The 16,668-nt window shown below is 73.9% G+C and carries 13 protein-coding genes; 10 read left to right on the top strand and 3 right to left on the bottom strand.

What is annotated here, in order from left to right; translation table 11 throughout:
• Positions 1-191 precede the first annotated feature (191 nt).
• The 10 genes from pyrG to ABT118_RS18115 all read left to right on the top strand — a co-directional run bounded on the left by pyrG (position 192) and on the right by ABT118_RS18115 (position 12,546).
• Positions 192-1,826, top strand: a complete 1,635-nt coding sequence (gene pyrG / locus ABT118_RS18160; RefSeq protein ID WP_350669600.1) for a CTP synthase — start codon at positions 192-194, stop codon at positions 1,824-1,826.
• Between the two features lie 95 nt (positions 1,827-1,921).
• Positions 1,922-2,563 carry an NUDIX domain-containing protein gene (locus ABT118_RS18155; protein WP_350669597.1) on the top strand — a complete coding sequence of 214 codons (642 nt, stop codon included), beginning with the start codon at positions 1,922-1,924 and terminating at the stop codon, positions 2,561-2,563.
• A gap of 189 nt (positions 2,564-2,752) precedes the next feature.
• A complete protein-coding gene (locus ABT118_RS18150; RefSeq protein ID WP_350669593.1) occupies positions 2,753-4,726 on the top strand; it encodes a tetratricopeptide repeat protein in 1,974 nt (657 codons plus the stop codon).
• 240 nt (positions 4,727-4,966) lie between these two features.
• Positions 4,967-6,082: an alanine dehydrogenase gene (ald, locus tag ABT118_RS18145; RefSeq protein WP_350669589.1), complete on the top strand. Its 1,116-nt coding sequence runs from the start codon at positions 4,967-4,969 to the stop codon at positions 6,080-6,082.
• Positions 6,083-6,418: 336 nt separating this feature from the next.
• Positions 6,419-7,513: a ParA family protein gene (locus ABT118_RS18140; RefSeq protein ID WP_350669583.1), complete on the top strand. Its 1,095-nt coding sequence runs from the start codon at positions 6,419-6,421 to the stop codon at positions 7,511-7,513.
• Positions 7,510-7,986, top strand: a complete 477-nt coding sequence (locus ABT118_RS18135) for a hypothetical protein (protein WP_502884578.1) — start codon at positions 7,510-7,512, stop codon at positions 7,984-7,986. The genes ABT118_RS18140 and ABT118_RS18135 overlap by 4 nt, the downstream gene beginning before the upstream one ends.
• A gap of 190 nt (positions 7,987-8,176) precedes the next feature.
• Positions 8,177-8,989, top strand: a complete 813-nt coding sequence (locus tag ABT118_RS18130; RefSeq protein ID WP_350669574.1) for a segregation and condensation protein A — start codon at positions 8,177-8,179, stop codon at positions 8,987-8,989.
• Entirely contained in the window at positions 8,986-9,744 is a 759-nt protein-coding gene (gene scpB, locus ABT118_RS18125) for an SMC-Scp complex subunit ScpB (protein WP_350669569.1), read from the top strand. The genes ABT118_RS18130 and scpB overlap by 4 nt, the downstream gene beginning before the upstream one ends.
• A 55-nt stretch (positions 9,745-9,799) precedes the next feature.
• Positions 9,800-11,359, top strand: coding sequence for a pseudouridine synthase (locus tag ABT118_RS18120; RefSeq protein WP_350669566.1), 1,560 nt, complete (start codon positions 9,800-9,802; stop codon positions 11,357-11,359).
• 203 nt (positions 11,360-11,562) lie between these two features.
• Positions 11,563-12,546, top strand: a complete 984-nt coding sequence (locus tag ABT118_RS18115; RefSeq protein WP_350669563.1) for a helix-turn-helix domain-containing protein — start codon at positions 11,563-11,565, stop codon at positions 12,544-12,546.
• Between the two features lie 19 nt (positions 12,547-12,565).
• Here ABT118_RS18115 and ABT118_RS18110 read toward each other — a convergent pair whose 3' ends face one another.
• From ABT118_RS18110 to ABT118_RS18100, 3 genes are read right to left on the bottom strand one after another with little or no spacing between them, the layout of a single operon-like run.
• Complete coding sequence (locus ABT118_RS18110) at positions 12,566-12,928, bottom strand: DUF952 domain-containing protein (protein ID WP_350669559.1); 363 nt, start codon at positions 12,926-12,928, stop codon at positions 12,566-12,568.
• Positions 12,929-12,985: 57 nt separating this feature from the next.
• Positions 12,986-14,530, bottom strand: coding sequence for a mucoidy inhibitor MuiA family protein (locus ABT118_RS18105; RefSeq protein ID WP_350669557.1), 1,545 nt, complete (start codon positions 14,528-14,530; stop codon positions 12,986-12,988).
• Between the two features lie 3 nt (positions 14,531-14,533).
• Positions 14,534-16,555 carry a DUF4139 domain-containing protein gene (locus tag ABT118_RS18100; RefSeq protein WP_350669554.1) on the bottom strand — a complete coding sequence of 674 codons (2,022 nt, stop codon included), beginning with the start codon at positions 16,553-16,555 and terminating at the stop codon, positions 14,534-14,536.
• Between the last annotated feature and the right edge of the window lie 113 nt (positions 16,556-16,668).

Genomic DNA, 16,668 nt, shown 5'->3' with positions numbered 1-16,668 from the left:
GTGGGCATTCGCCCCGGAGCCGCCGACCCCGACGACCCCGCCGGAGCAGCCGAAAGGCTCACCGGCCGAGTGCGAACTCCTCGTCGGCCAGGCGCCCGGCGGTCCCTCCACCGGCGTCACCTTCGACAGCGACCCACGGGAGCCCCCTCTTGGCACAGCCCCAATCCGGCAAGGCAGCGAACGGCCGCGCCGTGACGACCAAGCACCTCTTCGTCACCGGGGGTGTCGCCTCCTCGCTCGGCAAGGGCCTCACCGCCTCCAGCCTCGGTGCCCTGCTCAAGGCACGCGGACTGCGTGTGACGATGCAGAAGCTCGACCCGTACCTCAACGTGGACCCGGGCACCATGAACCCGTTCCAGCACGGTGAGGTCTTCGTCACCGACGACGGCGCCGAGACCGACCTCGACATCGGCCACTACGAGCGCTTCCTCGACACCAACCTGCACGGTTCGGCGAACGTCACCACCGGCCAGGTGTACTCCACGGTGATCGCCAAGGAGCGCCGCGGCGAGTACCTCGGCGACACCGTCCAGGTCATCCCGCACATCACCAACGAGATCAAGTCCCGGATCCGCCGGATGGCGACCGAGGACGTCGACGTGGTGATCACCGAGGTCGGCGGCACCGTCGGCGACATCGAGTCGCTGCCGTTCCTGGAGGCGGTCCGCCAGGTCCGCCACGAGGTCGGCCGGGACAACGTCTTCTTCGTGCACGTCTCGCTGCTGCCGTACATCGGCCCCTCGGGCGAGCTGAAGACCAAGCCGACCCAGCACTCGGTCGCGGCCCTGCGCAACATCGGCATCCAGCCGGACGCCATCGTGCTGCGCGCCGACCGCGAGGTGCCGCAGGCGATCAAGCGCAAGATCTCGCTGATGTGCGACGTGGACGAGGAGGCCGTGGTCGCGGCCATCGACGCCAAGTCGATCTACGACATCCCCAAGGTGCTGCACTCCGAGGGCCTGGACGCGTACGTGGTCCGCCGGCTCGACCTGGCCTTCCGGGACGTGGACTGGACCGTCTGGGACGACCTGCTGCGCCGGGTGCACGAGCCCCAGCACATCGTGAAGGTCGCGCTGGTCGGCAAGTACATCGACCTCCCCGACGCCTACCTCTCGGTGACCGAGGCGCTCCGGGCCGGCGGTTTCGCCAACAACGCCCGGGTCGAGATCAAGTGGGTCACCTCGGACGACTGCCTGACCCCCGAGGGGGCGCAGGAGCAGCTCGGCGACGTGGACGCGATCTGCATCCCCGGTGGCTTCGGCGACCGCGGCGTGGACGGCAAGGTGGCCGCGATCACCTACGCCCGCGAGAACAAGGTGCCGCTGCTGGGCCTGTGCCTGGGCCTGCAGTGCGTGGTCATCGAGGCCGCCCGCAACCTGGCCGGCCTGCCGGACGCCAACTCGACCGAGTTCGACGCGGCGGCCAAGTACCCGGTCATCTCGACCATGGCCGAGCAGCTGGCGATCGTGGACGGCAAGGGCGACCTGGGCGGCACCATGCGGCTCGGGCTCTACCCGGCCAAGCTGGCCGAGGGCTCGATCGTCCGCGAGGTGTACGGCGGCGAGCAGTACGTGGACGAGCGCCACCGCCACCGCTACGAGGTCAACAACGCGTACCGCGCGGACCTGGAGAAGACCGGCCTGCAGTTCTCCGGCCTCTCCCCGAAGGGCGACCTGGTCGAGTACGTCGAGTACCCGCGCGAGGTCCACCCCTACCTGGTCGCCACCCAGGCGCACCCGGAGCTGAAGTCCCGTCCGACCCGCCCGCACCCGCTGTTCGCGGGTCTGGTGGCGGCGGCCATCAAGATCAAGACCGACGGCGAGTAACTCTCTGCCGACGGGTGGACGGCGGTCGCGCGATTCTTCGCGCGGCCGCCGTTCTGCGTGGGTTAGTGTCGTACTGACGAAAAGGGGAGTGCGAGATGACGGACGGTCAGAGGCAGATCCGCGACCAGGCGGAGGAGTGGCCCGTGCGGTCGAGTACGGAGCCGTTCCGGGGGAGGGTCACCGGGGTCCGCACGGACGAGGTGCTGATGCCCGACGGCAGCTACGCCCGGCGGGACTACCAGACCCACCCCGGCTCGGTCTCGGTGCTGGCGCTGGACGAGCAGCAGCGGGTGCTGATCCTGCGCCAGTACCGGCACCCGGTCCGGCAGCGGCTCTGGGAGCTCCCGGCCGGCCTGCTGGACGTGCCCGGGGAGAACCCGCTGCACGCGGCCCAGCGCGAGCTGTTCGAGGAGGCGCACTGCAAGGCGGGCGACTGGCGGGTGCTGGTCGACTTCTACACCTCGCCCGGCGGGACGGACGAGGCGCTGCGGCTCTTCCTGGCCACCGACCTGTCGGCGGCCGACGGGGAGCGGTACGAGGCGCACGGGGAGGAGCTGGAGATCGAGACGGCGCGGGTGCCGCTGCCCGAGCTGCTGCAGCTGGTGCTGACCGGGGAACTGCACAACCCGACGCTGATCACCGGGACGCTGGCCCTGCACGCGGCCCTGACCTCGCCCGCCGGGCTGGACACGCTGCGGGCGGCGGACTCGCCCTGGCCGGCCCGGCCCTTCGCCTAGGGACCGGCTCCGGGCCCCGGACCGCAGCCGGGCGGGCGGCTGCCTCCGCACGGGTGATTTGGTGGTTGGTAGTACTGGTGTCACCTCTCGTGCGGGTGCCGGGCCGAACTACGCTTCCCGGACGGGGCTCCGTGCGGGCCGTCGGCTGACCGGTCGGGAGTGGCGCAGGTGGCGAGGAAGACGGCGACGATGGACGCACGGCCCGCCCCGGTTCCGGCTCAACTGCCGGACGGGCCGGGCCTGTTCGTCGGGCGCGGGCCCGAGCTGGCGGCGCTGGCGGCGGCCCGGGGCCGAGTGGTGGCGGGCCGGTGTCCGCTGCTGGTGGTGGCGGGGCGGCCGGGGTCGGGGCGGACCACGCTGGCGCTCCGGTTCGCCGCCTCGGTGGCGGCCGACTACCCCGATGGAGTGCTGTTCGCGCGGCTGTCCGCGCCGGACGGCGAGCGGGTGGCGCCGGGGACGGCGGCCCGGCGGCTGCTGGAGCAGCTGGGGGCGCCTGCGGCGGGTGCGCTGCCGACCGGCGACGAGGAGGGTGAGGACGACCCCGCCTGCGGGGCGCTGCGGGCGGCGGTGGCGGGGCACCGGGTCCTGCTGGTGCTGGACGACGTCCGGGACTCGGGGCAGCTCTGGCCGCTGCTGGCCGCCGCGCCCGGGGCGCTGGTGGTGGCCACCACGGCCGGGCCGCTGACCGGGATCGAGGGGATCGACCCGGTCATCCTGGGCGGGCTGTCCCAGTCGGCGGCGGTGGAGCTGCTGAGCGCGCTGGTGGGCGGCACCCGGATCAGTTGCGACCCGGTCGGTGCGGCCGATCTGGCCGAGAGCTGCGCCGCCCGCCCCACCGCGCTGCGGCTGATGGCGGGTTGGCTGCGGGCCGCCCCGAAGGCAGCGGTGACGGACGCGGCCCGGGAGCTGTCGCTGGCGGTCGGGACGCGGACGCCGGAGCCGGCCAAGAAGCGGAAGAAGGGCGCGGCCGAACCGGCCGCCAAGCCGGTCGCGAAGCCGACCGCCAAGCCGACCGATGGGCCGGTCGCCAAGCCGGCCGAGAAGCCGGTCGCGAAGCCGACCGACGGGCCGGTGCCGGTGCCCGACGGCGACCCGCTCGGTGCGGCGTTCACCCTGCTGCACCGGTCGCTGCCGCCGGCCGAGGCGCGGATGCTGCGGATGCTCACGCTGGCCCCCGCGCAGCTGGCCGATCTGCGCACCGCGTCCGCCCTGGTGGGCTGCCCGGCGCCGGAGGCGGGGGCACTGCTGGAGAAGCTGACGGAGCGTGAACTCCTGGACCGGGACGGGGAGTCGGGCGACGGGACGCTCCGCTACCGGGTGCCGGGGCGGCTGTACGGCCGACTGCTGGCACTGCGCGAGGAACTGGACCGGCCGTCCGAGGTGGAGCTGGCGCGGGCCCGGCTGCTGGAGCGGCTGGTGCGCCTGGTGGAGTCGGCCCGGGCGCTGCTCGACCCGGCCGCCGGGCCCGGCCCGGACCCGCTGCCCGGGCCGCTGCGGCTGCGGACGGCGGCCCAGGCCCGGCTCTGGCTGACCGAGCAGCGCGGCCAGCTGCTGGGCGCGGTCGGGGACGCGATCGGCCGGGCGGATCTGGACGGTTCGGCCGGCCGGCTGGTGACCGCCCTGCTGCGGGCGCTGCCGCTGACCGGCGTGGCCGCCCCGGTGGACCTGTACGAGCTGCACGGGCTGGTGCTCAAGGTGGCCGAACGGAGCGGGAACCCGCGCCGGGCCGCTGCCGCCCTGCTCAACCTGGGCGACCTGCAGGCGGCGGCGGGCCGCTGGGAGGTGGCCGCCGAGCGCTACCGGGCCGCGCTGGAGCAGGGCCGGGCGGGGGAGGACGAGGTGGCCTGCGCCCGGGCCCTGGAGGGCGTGGGGGAGAGCCGTCGGGCGCTCGCGGACCCGGTGCGCGCCGCCGACTGGTACGGCCGGGCCCTGGAACTGCGCCAGAGTCTGGGCGACCACCCGGCCGAGGCCAGGCTGCTGGCCCGGACGGCCGAGGCGCATCTGGCCCAGCGCCGGTTCGAGGAGGCCGAGCGCGAGTACCGGGCGGCGCTGTCAGTGCTGCGGCGACTGGGCGACGAGCGGGGCCTGCGGGCGGTGTCGGCCGCCCTGGAGGCCTTGCGGGCACTGGTCGAAGCCGAGCGGGCCCGGGTGACTTCGGAGTAATGTCCGGAAGGTCACTTTGCGACCGGTTTGCCAGCTCATGTGGGATGCAAGCCTACGAATCTGCCAATGTGGCGAGCTGATTTATTCAGTTTGGAAGGCTGACGGATCACCTGGGCTTCATTACACTCGACCTTAGTCGCGTAGCGAAGCGTGCCCCGGCGTCTCCGGAGGTCTCCACGTGCGCGTTGCCCGCCGGTGTTCTCCGGCCGGGCCCCAGAGGCAAAAGGGACGTGTTCAGTCGTGAAGGTCGGCATCCCCCGCGAGGTCAAGAACCACGAGTACCGCGTGGCCATCACGCCCGCCGGCGTGCATGAGCTGGTCCGTAACGGACACGAGGTCGTCATCGAGGACAACGCCGGTCTCGGCTCCTCGATCCCCAACGAGGAGTACGTGGCCGCCGGTGCCACCATCCTCCCCACGGCCGACGAGGTGTGGGCCGCCGCCGACCTGCTGCTGAAGGTCAAGGAGCCGATCGCGCAGGAGTACCACCGCCTGCGCAAGGGCCAGACCCTCTTCACGTACCTGCACCTGGCGGCCGACCGGGCCGGCACCGACGCGCTGGTCGCCTCCGGCACCACCGCGATCGCGTACGAGACCGTGCAGCTCGGCAACGGCGCCCTGCCGCTGCTCGCCCCGATGTCCGAGGTCGCGGGCCGGCTGGCCCCGCAGGTCGGCTCGTACCACCTGATGCGCCCGGCCGGCGGCCGCGGCACCCTGCCGGGTGGCGTGCCCGGCACCCACGCGGCCAAGTGCGTGGTCATCGGCGGCGGCGTCTCCGGCTGGCACGCGGCCACCATCGCGATCGGCATGGGCTACGAGGTGACCCTGCTGGACCGCGACATCAACAAGCTGCGCGAGGCCGACAAGATCTTCGGCACGAAGATCAAGGCCATCATGTCCAACGCGTACGAGCTCGAGAGCGCCGTGCTCGAGGCCGACCTGGTGATCGGCGCCGTGCTGATCCCGGGCGCCAAGGCCCCGAAGCTCGTTACCAACGAGCTGGTCTCCCGGATGAAGCCGGGCTCCGTGCTCGTCGACATCGCGATCGACCAGGGCGGCTGCTTCGAGGACTCCCGCGCCACCACGCACGCCGAGCCGACCTTCCCGGTCCACAACTCGGTCTTCTACTGCGTGGCCAACATGCCGGGCGCGGTGCCGAACACCTCCACCTACGCGCTGACCAACGCGACCCTGCCGTACGTGGTCGAGCTGGCCAACCGGGGCTGGAAGGACGCGCTGCGCCGCGACGCCGCGCTGGCCAAGGGCCTGAACGTGCACGAGGGCCAGATCACCTACGGCGCCGTGGCCGAGGCCTTCGGCCTGCCGTCGGTCTCGCTGGAGAGCGTGCTCGCCTGACCTTCCGTCAGCACCGCCGGACGCCCCCGACCCGCTCCCCCGGGCCGGGGGCTTCGGTCTGCCCGGACGCCGCCGAGCGGTCATTGTCGACATTCGTGGGATGGTCGGGTGACCGTGTCAATTAATGCGCACGCTGTCACCCGGCGCAGAAACGTTAGGGTCGTGCGGCCTCTCAACCCTTGACAGTGACCGGTCCAACGGCCGACACATCCGGCCCACTACCGTGGATTGTGTTGCTGCGAACGCCGCAGACAGCCTAGAGTCGCAAACCGTCGGCATGCTGCCACGCTGACGAATCGACAACAGTCCTGGATGCCCAAGGAGGTAAGACGACTTGTGAATGAGTCGACATTTGCTCCCGGGGGTGGTCAGCCGGGACTGGCGGAGCACTCGGTCGCGGTCCGTACCTTCGAGGCACGGCAGAACACCGCCCCGGCCACCACCACCGGCGAGGCTGACCTGCCGTCACACGGCCTGGCCTACGGTGACTTTGCGTACGGTTCCTACGACGACCCTGATGCCGAGTACGAACCGGACCCGGAGTACGCCGCGACCCTCGCCCCTGACGCAGCCCGTCAGCGCCGTGAACGAGTGGGCCCCACCGGCCGCCCGCTGCCCTATTTCCCGATCCCCGCGCCGCTGGCCGAGCACGGCCCCGCGCAGATCATCGCGATGTGCAACCAGAAGGGCGGCGTGGGCAAGACCACGTCGACCATCAACCTCGGTGCCGCACTGGCCGAGTACGGCCGCCGGGTCCTGCTGGTCGACTTCGACCCGCAGGGGGCGCTGTCGGTCGGCCTGGGCGTCAACCCGATGGAACTCGACGTCACGGTCTACAACCTGCTGATGGAGCGGGGTCTGACGGCCGATGAGGTGCTGCTGAAGACCGCCGTGCCCGGCATGGACCTGCTGCCCTCGAACATCGACCTGTCGGCCGCCGAGGTCCAGCTGGTCAGCGAGGTCGCCCGCGAGTCCGCACTGGCCCGCGCGCTCAAGCCGCTGCTGCCGGACTACGACTTCGTCATCATCGACTGCCAGCCCTCGCTCGGCCTGCTGACGGTCAACGCCCTGACGGCGGCGCACAGCGTCATCGTCCCGCTGGAGTGCGAGTTCTTCGCCCTGCGCGGGGTCGCGCTGCTCACCGAGACCATCGAGAAGGTCTGCGAGCGGCTCAACCCCGACCTGCGGCTCGACGGCATCCTGGCCACCATGTACGACTCGCGCACCGTGCACAGCCGCGAGGTGCTGGCCCGGGTGGTCGAGGCCTTCGGCGAGCACGTCTTCCACACCGTGATCGGACGGACCGTCAGGTTCCCCGAGACCACCGTGGCCGGCGAGCCGATCACCACGTACGCGACCAACTCGGTCGGTGCCGCCGCCTACCGTCAGCTCGCCAGGGAGGTGCTCGACCGGTGCCGCCCCGCCGAGTGAGTCTCCCGGGTGCCGACGAGCTGTTCCGGACCACCGGGGGGATGGCCCTGTCGCCCTCCCTGAACCGGCCCGAGGCACCCCGCACGGAGACCGCCCGGACCGCCGAGAAGGGCGGCCCGGCGGCGGAGGTCCCGCAGGCCCGGCCCGAGTCGCAGCCCGTCGCCGAAGGCGCGGCGGCACCGCGTCAGCACGGCACCGAGGAGCCCGCGGGCGAGGCCGCCCGGCGGCCCCGCCCCCGGGGGCGGGCCCCGCGCCGCCCGAGCGGCCGGGAGCGGCACGACGAGAAGATCACCGTGTACGTCTCCGCCGAGGAACTGATGGACCTGGAGCACGCCCGCCTGGTGCTCCGGGGCGAGCACGGCCTCGCGGTCGACCGCGGCCGGGTGGTCCGGGAGGCGATCGCGGTCGTCCTGGCCGACCTGGAGCAGCGCGGCGAGGCCAGCATCCTGGTCCGCCGTCTCCGCGGTCGCTGACCCGTCCTGCGGCGAGCAGGGGTTCGAGGCGCCGCCGGTGTGCGGCTCCGCCACCGGGCGACGCCGACCCCGGGAACGTGATCCCGACGCCGCTGGTCAGGTACTTTCGCCTTTGACCGGCACGCCAGACAGCCCCGCCCCGGCGGCGGAGCCGCCTGTCGGGCAGAGCTCCGAGCCCCTGGACCCGTAGATGGCCGAGCATCCGTTCCAGGTGCGGCTGGACAACTTCGAGGGCCCGTTCGACCTGCTGCTCGGGCTGATCGCCAAGCACCGGCTCGACGTCACCGAGCTGGCGCTGTCACGGATCACCGACGAGTTCGTCGGGTACATCCGGGCGATGGGCCCCGACTGGGACCTGGACGCGGCCACCGACTTCCTGGTGGTGGCCGCGACCCTGCTCGACCTCAAGGCGGCCCGGCTGCTGCCCGCCGCCGAGGTGGAGGACGAGGAGGACCTCGCCCTGCTGGAGGCCCGCGACCTGCTGTTCGCCCGGCTGCTCCAGTACCGGGCGTACAAGCAGGTGGCCGCCGTGCTGGCGGACCGCTGGGCGGCCGAGCTGCGGCAGCGCCCCCGGACGGTCGGCCTGGAGCCGCAGCACGCGGCGCTGCTGCCCGAGGTGGTGATCAGCATCGGACCGGAGCGGTTCGCGCAGCTGGCCGCCCGGACGATGGCGCCCAGGCCCGCGCCGGTGGTCTACGTCGACCACATCCACGCCCCGCCGGTCAGCGTCCGGGAGCAGGCCGCCCTGCTGGTCGAGCTGCTCCGCGAGCTGGGGGAGGCCGGCTTCGGGCGGCTGGTGGCCGACGCCGGGGGCGACACCCTGGTGGTGGTGGCCCGGTTCCTGGCCCTGCTGGAGCTGTACCGGGAGCGGGTGCTGGACTTCGACCAGCCCGAGGCGCTGGGCGAGCTGACCGTCCGGTGGGTGGCCGAGGCCGACCGCCGGGTCGAGGTGACCGACGAGTTCGACCGGCCGCCGGAGCCGATCGGGAAGGAGCCGTCATGACCGAGGAGCCGTCACGGCCCGCCAGGCGCTCGCTGGGCGTCCCGGGGCAGTCCCGGGCCGAGGAGTGGCAGGAGTCCGCCTACGGGGCGCTGGAGGACGGCCACGAGCCGCCTGGGCCCGGGCCCGGACCGGCCGAACCGGTCGTCGAGGCCCCGGTGTCCTCGCTCCGGGCCGATCTGGAGGCAATTCTGCTGCTGGCCGACGAACCCGTCGCCGAACGGCGGCTGGCCGCCGTGCTGGAGCGCCCGCCGGCCGAGGTGGCCGCGTCCCTGCGGGAGCTGTCCGCCGAGTACACCGCCCAGGGCCGGGGCTTCGACCTGCGGTTCGTCGCCGGGGGCTGGCGTTTCTACACCCGGGCCGAGTGCGCGCCGGCCGTCGACCGGTACGTCCTGGACGGCCAGCAGGCCCGGCTCACCCAGGCCGCGCTGGAGACGCTGGCGGTGGTCGCATACCGGCAGCCGGTGTCGCGCAGCCGGGTCTCGGCGGTCCGTGGTGTGAACTGTGACGGCGTGATGCGTACCCTGGTACAGCGAGGACTGGTGGAAGAGACCGGCTCCGAGCCGGAAACAGGTGCAATCCTGTATCGGACGACGAACTACTTCCTGGAACGGATGGGGTTGCGCGGCCTGGAGGAACTCCCGGAGCTGGCGCCCTTCCTGCCCGAGGTCGACGACGTGGAAGCGGAGTCCCTCGAAGGCACGATGATCGCGGAGGCGGTCGCCGCCGCACGTGCGGACGGCAGGGAAGTGCAGTGAGGTCGGCCGGGCACGACGAGCACTTCCAGACGGACAACGACGTACGGACATTTTGATGCGTAGCAGTGGCAACGGCAGGAACAGCAGCGGCGGTGGCGGGAGCCAGGGCCGAGGCGGCGGGCAGGGCGGCGGGGGTCGGAGCGGCGCCCCTCGCGGTGGTTCGTCGTACGGGGGCAGCGGCGGCGGCCGTAGCGGCGGGGGTTCGTCGTACGGCGGCGGCTCCGGCGGCGGCGGTCGCTCCGGTGGCGGCTCGTACGGCGGCGGTGGCAGCAGCAGTGGCGGTCGCTCCGGCGGTGGCTCGTACGGCGGCGGCAGCAGCAGCGGTGGTCGCTCCGGTGGCGGCTCCTACGGCGGCGGCAGCAGCAGCGGTGGTCGCTCCGGTGGCGGCTCCTACGGCGGCGGTGGCAGCAGCAGTGGCGGCCGCTCGGGCGGTGGCTCGTACGGCGGCGGGTCCGGCGGCGGCCGTAGCGGTGGCGGTTCGTACGGCGGCGGCTCCGGCGGCGGCGGCGGTCGCTCCGGCGGCGGCTCCTCGTACGGCGGCCGGGACAACCGTGGCGGCGGCTCCTTCGGTGGCGGCCGCAGTGGTGGCGGCGACCGGCGGGACGACCGCAGGGACGACCGTCGGGACGACCGGCCCCAGTACCCGGACCGTCCGCTCCGCCCGGAGGAGCGCAAGTACGACCGCCCCGAGTTCGGCGGCGGTCCGCACGCGTACCCCAACCGGGACTCCGCGTCCCGGCGGCCCAGCCAGGCCCCCCGGGTCCGCAAGGAGGGCCAGGGCGCCCCGGGCGACCCGCGGCGCCAGCCGCAGCGGACCCGTGAGCTCCAGGGCAAGATCGAGGACGCGGTGCTGGCCCGCCACGAGCAGGGCCAGGGCGTCAAGGGCGGCAACGCCGAGGGCGAGCGCCTGCAGAAGGTGCTGGCGCGGGCCGGCATGGGCAGCCGCCGGGCCTGCGAGGAGATGATCGAGCAGGGCCGGGTGATGGTCAACGGCCAGCTGGTGACCGAGCAGGGCAAGCGGGTCCAGCCGGAGACGGACGAGATCAAGGTGGACGGCCTGACCGTCGCCACCCAGTCGTTCCTGTTCTTCGCGCTGAACAAGCCTTCCGGCGTGGTCTCCACCATGGAGGACCCGGACGGCCGCCAGTGCCTGGGCGACTACGTGACCAACCGGGAGACCCGGCTGTTCCACGTGGGCCGGCTGGACACCGAGACCGAGGGCATCATCCTGCTCACCAACCACGGTGAGCTGGCCCACCGCCTGACCCACCCGAAGTACGGCGTCACCAAGACGTACCTGGCCGCGATCCAGGGCCCGATCCCGCGCGATCTGGGCAAGGTGCTGGCCAAGGGCATCGAGCTGGAGGACGGCTACGCCCGCGCCGACAGCTTCAAGGTGGTCTCCAACGTCGGCAAGAACTACCTGGTCGAGGTCACCCTGCACGAGGGCCGCAAGCACATCGTGCGACGGATGCTCTCCGAGGCCGGCTACCCGGTCGAGAAGCTGGTCCGGACCCACTTCGGTCCGATCGCGCTCGGGGACCAGAAGTCGGGCTGGCTGCGCCGTCTGACCAACCCCGAGGTCGGTCAGCTGATGAACGAGGTCGGCCTGTAGGGTCCCGACCGATCGGAGGGCCTCCCCGCCATGCGGCGGGGAGGCCCTCCGGCGTTCGGCGGGAGTTGCTGTGAGCCTGGCCGCATACGGCTTGTCAGGTCAGGGACTCGTGGCGGAGGATGGCCAACGGACAGCGGCGCGCCGAATGGCGGATCTGCGCCACCAGGGGTGGTGGCGAGGGGGAGCCGATGGGGGAAGGAATCATGGTGCTCGACTCATTCGGGGTGCTCGGCCTGGGAAGGCCGGACGGACAGGTCTACGCGGCCCTGGTGATCGCACCGCAGTCGACTGCGGACGAGATCGCCACCCAGTGCGGCCTGACGCTGCAACAGGGCCACGCCGCGCTCGACCGGTTGGCCGACCAAGGCATGATCACCCGCGCCCCGGTGGACCGGGAGCGCTACCTCGCGGTCGCCCCCGACGTCGCCATCGGCACCCTGATCGGCCACCGCGAGGCCCAGCTGCGCAGCGCCCGGGCCGAGATGCACCGGCTGATGGACGCGTTCCGGGAGGCCTCCCGGTTCACCGACCCGGCGCACTCGGTCGAGGTGCTGACCGGTGGCGAGGCGATCGCCCAGCGGCTGGAGCACCTGATCGAGACCGCCCAGCAGCAGGTGCGCGGCTTCGACTGCCCGCCGTACATCCAGGACCCGGTGGCCAACCTCCCGCGCCAGCGGCAGCAGCTGCGGGCGGGGGTGCGGTTCAGGACGGTCTTCGACAAGGAGGCGGTGGCCTGGCCCGGGCGGCTGGAGAAGGAGATCCTGATCGGCGTCGCCGACGGCGAGGAGGCCCGGGTCAGACCGGTGCTGCCGATGAAGATGATGATGGCCGACGACCGGATGGCGATCATCCCGATCAGCGTCGGCGACGCGGTGCTGGACGCCGCGTACGTGATCCACCCGTCGGCTCTGCTGCAGGCCCTGGACGGACTGTTCGAGGCGGAGTGGGAGCGGGCGGTGCCGCTGCAGGCCGCGATCGGTGACGGCGACGACGGGCTCGGGCCCGAGGACGACCAGCGGAAGCTGCTCGGGCTGCTGGCGGCCGGGCTCACCGACGAGTCGATCGCCCGGTCGCTGGGGTGGAGCGCCCGCACCACGCAGCGGCGGCTGCAGACGCTGATGCGGGAGCTCGGCGCGACCACCCGCTTCCAGGCCGGCATGGCCGCCCGCGAACGCGGCTGGCTCTAGCAGGCGGCTCCCCTGGTGGTCAGCTCCAGGGGAGCAGGGCGGACCAGCGGCCGGCCGGGTCGCGCTGGAGTTTCTCCAGGCCGAGCACGGCGGTGCGGTTGAGGCGGCCGTAGATGTGCGGGAAGCGGATGCCGGGGGTGGCGCCGGGCGGGGGTGCACCGTCGGCGTCCTCCCACTTGATCATGGGCTCGACCAGCTTCTCCTCGATCAGCAGGGCCATCAGGGGGTCCCGCGTGTCCTGGAAGAAGGCGTTGGCGACGGCGAGCGCGGTCGTCTCGTCGGCCGAGCAGTGGATGAAGCCGTCGGTGAGCAGCGAGGCGGCGGTGTAGGGCCGCCCGGGGTCGCGCAGCCAGTCGTCCAGGGGTGCGAGATGGTAGATCATGGCTCCATTTTTACCGGAGTTGACGGCATTTCACCGGAGTTGACCGGGTAGCCGCGCTCAGAGTCCGGCCACCTTGGCCGTCGCGGTGACCTCGTACACCAGGGTGACGGTGCGTCGGCCGCCGGGCGGGAGGGTGAGCTGCCAGCGGACGATGCCGTCGGGGTCGAGCTCGTCGGGGGCGGGGGAGCAGAGCTCCTTGCGGAGCCGGACCTCCACCGCGGCGACCTCGGAGACCGGGATGCGTTCGCGGACGGTGACCGGCTGGTCGGCCCGGTCGTCGGGGCCGGAGAAGCGGGACAGGTGGAGCCGTACCGTCCGGGTCTGCACGGTGCGGGTGGAGAGGGCGCCGGCGCTGCTCCGGGCCTCCTCGGTCTCCCGGACCACCCGGTAGGCGTCGGAGCTGCCGAAGGAGAGCTCGGCGGGGGCGCCCGGCGCGGTGAACTCCAGCTCGGCCCGGCCGGTGAAGCCGCTGCCCAGCACCAGGTCGACCGGACCGGCCAGCAGGGCGTGGCCGGCCGCGTTGGTGAACCGGGCCACCCGGGTGACCAGCGGGGAGAGCTCGGGGGCGCAGCTGTACTCGCTGCTGGCAGGGGTGGTGAAGGCGGTGAGCGGGACCCGGTGCGGGCGGCCGTCACCGGGGACGCGGGCGGGGGCGGGGGCGTGCAGGACCCGGACCTCGCCGCCGTCGTCCACGCCGGGCAGGCCGTCGGCGGCCGGGCCGGTGGAGCCGATCGCCTGCTCGCGCAGCTCCACCTCGACGGTGCGGCGCTCCTCGGCGGTGCGCTCGCGCAGGGTCAGCACGTCCTCGGACAGCCGGGGCGGCTCGCCCGCGAGGGCGGACCGGGCGGTGGAGAGGGTGAGCCGGACGTCGGACCAGTCCTCGCCGGTGCGCTGCCAGACCACCGCCTCGGTCTCCAGGGTGAGCGACCCGTCGTCGGCCAGGGTGGCCCGGTAGGCGGGGCGCCAGAGGGCGCAGGGGGTGAGATGGCTGACGGTCAGTCGGTTCGGGCCGCCGGGGGTGTCGACGGTCAGCTCCAGGAAGCCGAGCAGCTCCGGCGGCTCCTCCTCGGCCAGGGCCAGCGCGTGCCGGGCCTGGCCGAGCTCGCTCTCGGCGTCGAGCAGCCGGGCGTCGGTGGAGCGCAGCCGCTCGCCGTGGGTGTCGCGCTCGGCGTCCACCCGGTCGAGCTCGCGGGTCCAGCGGGCCGGTTCGGTCTCGCCCCGGCCAGCGCCCTCGCCGATCTCCCGGAGCAGGTCGGCGGTGAGCTGGCCGAGCAGGGTCAGCCGGGCGGTCAGGCGTTGGCGTTCGGCGGCGAGCGCGGTCAGCTCCTGCTCCAGCGCGTGCACCCGGTGGCGGAGTTCGGAGTCCTCGGCGGTGGGGGGCTGGGGCGCGGGTGCGGTCCAGACCCGGGTGATCCGGGTGTCCAGCACGCTGCCGGTGGCGAGCTCGGCCCGCAGGGTGCGGTCGGCGGCCAGTGCGGTGACCGGGCCGAGGCGCAGCCGCTGGACGCCGGGGGCGAGGTCGAGCCCGGTGGACCGTTCGACCAGCGAGCGGTCCTCCAGGCAGGTGACGGCCGTGACCGGGAGGGGTGTGGTGGTGGTCATGGGTCAGTTCCTCCGGTCTCCGCCGTGCAGGGTCTTGCCGGCCGGGATGCGGATCTCGTAGCCGCCGTCCAGCTCGGCCCGGCCGTGGGCGGGCAGCTCGACCCGCCGGATCCGGGTGCCGGCCGGGTCGTCCTCGGACGGTTCGTCAGGGGCGGACCAGCCGGGCCGCTCCTGGAGCCTGACATCCGGCTCGGCGGTCACCGGCACCCGTTCCCTGACCTCGACGGTGACCGGGCGGGCCAGCCGGTTGACCAGCTCGACCTGAACCCGGTGGTCGAGCACCAGGGTGTTGTTGCGCATCCCCGCCGTCGACTCGTGCAGCTCGGTGCGCCGGGCCGCCCGGATGCCCTCGGCCACGCCGAGGCCGAGCCGCCTGGTCGCGCCGGGGGCGAGGGTGGGCAGGGCGGCGGTGAGCAGGAAGTCGCCGTCCACGGTCACCTCGACCGGCCCGGCCAGCAGGGCCCGGTCGGTGGCGTTGGTGAGCAGCAGGGTGCCGTAGACGGTCTCCTCGACCGACGGCACGCAGACGTACTCCTCGGCCAGCGAGACCGGGATCTCGCCGATGGTGACGGTGTGCCAGCTGCCGTCCGAGGGCAGGTCGACCGGGGCCGCGGCGTCGTACCGCTGGTCGAAGGAGCCGGCCGAGAAGCGGGGCGGCACGGTGTGCGGGGGCGGGGCGGCGGTGGGGGCGGGGCTGCTGCGGTGCCGCTGCGGTGCGGGGGCCAGCAGGCCCCGGTCGGGGCCGGCCGGGCCCTGGAGGGTGAGGGCGGCGTAGTCCAGCCAGCGGGCGCCGGGGTGCGGCGGGGCGGGCGGCTCCGGCGGGGGCGGCGGGCTGCCGGGGGCCGCGCCGAACTGCTGCGGGGCGGCCAGGTCGGCCATCGGCGCGGCGGCCATGGCGGGCATCGGCGCGGGTGCCGGGACGGGGCCGGCCGGGCCGCCCCGGAACATCTCGGCGGAGCCGCCGTAGCCCGGTGCCGCGCCGCCCGCCGCCTTCGGCATCCGGGCCCGTCGCGACACGCTCCGGACCGGCGGCCGGTCCTCGTCGGCAGCGGCTGCGGGAGCGGCAGGGGCACCGCCACCGACCGCCACCGGGCCCGCGAACCCGAACGCGGGCGCGGGGCGCGGCGCGGCGGTGTCGTACGCCGCGAACAGCTCGCCCAGCCCGGGCGGGGCCTCGCGCCAGCCGGACGGGGCTGGGGCGGTCTGGCGGCGGCCGATCCGGGCCGAGCGCAGCCGGGGCAGCTCGGTGCGGCGCTGCAGGTCGGCGGTGGACAGGCCGAGGCGGACGCCGGTCCAGTCCTCGCCGGTGCGCTGGGCCACCGAGGCGCGCAGGACCAGCTGCCCCCCGGAATCGCCCTGACGGTGGCTCAGCCGGTACGAGGGCACCCAGTGGGCGCCGGGGATGCCGTACTCCAGCTCGAACTCCACCTCCTCCGTCCCGGTGGCGGACCCGCCGGTGAGGGTGAGCAGGACGGTCGCGGTGGTGTTGGTCGGGCCGGTGCGCTCGGTGTCGGGTGCGGCGTCCAGGCGGTCCTGGGCGAGTTGGAGCGCGTGCTCGGCCCGGGCGGTCAGCTCGGCCAGCCGGGCCGCCTCGGCCTGCAGTGCGGTCAGCCGGGTGTCGACGAAGTCGGCCAGCTCCAGCCAGGCGTCGGCCGGGGTCCGGCGGTGCGGCTCGTCCCGGTGGCGGGGCGGCGGGACGGCGCGCAGCGCGGTGAGCTCGGCGATCCGCTCGGCCTGCCGGCGCTCGCGGGTCTCGGCGGCGGAGTACTCCTGCGCAGCCAGGTCGAGCACCCGGATCCGCTCCGGCATCTCGTCCGGGCTGCGCAGGACGGTCTCGTACCCGACCCGGGCCTCGGTCACCCGCAGGCCGGCACCCCGTACCGTGGCCCGGACCGATGCCGGGTCCAGCTCGGCCGGCAGGCCGGTCAGCCGGACCCGCCCGTCGGCCGGCACCGCCCCGCGCGCCCGCCTCCGGCAGAGCGCTCCGGCGGCGTACACCACCACCTCGTCCAGTACCGACTCCACTCGGGCCCCTTCCGCCTTGCCTGGTCAGCGCGCGGCCCAGTCTGCCCGGCCGCACCGCCGCTGTCAGTGGTTTCGCCCCGCGCGCCGCGCCGCCCGACACGCCGGACGGTCCG

The sequence above is a fragment of the Kitasatospora sp. NPDC002040 genome, from assembly GCF_040296785.1.
Classification (GTDB): domain Bacteria; phylum Actinomycetota; class Actinomycetes; order Streptomycetales; family Streptomycetaceae; genus Kitasatospora.
This window is presented reverse-complemented; position numbering and strand designations above follow the sequence as displayed.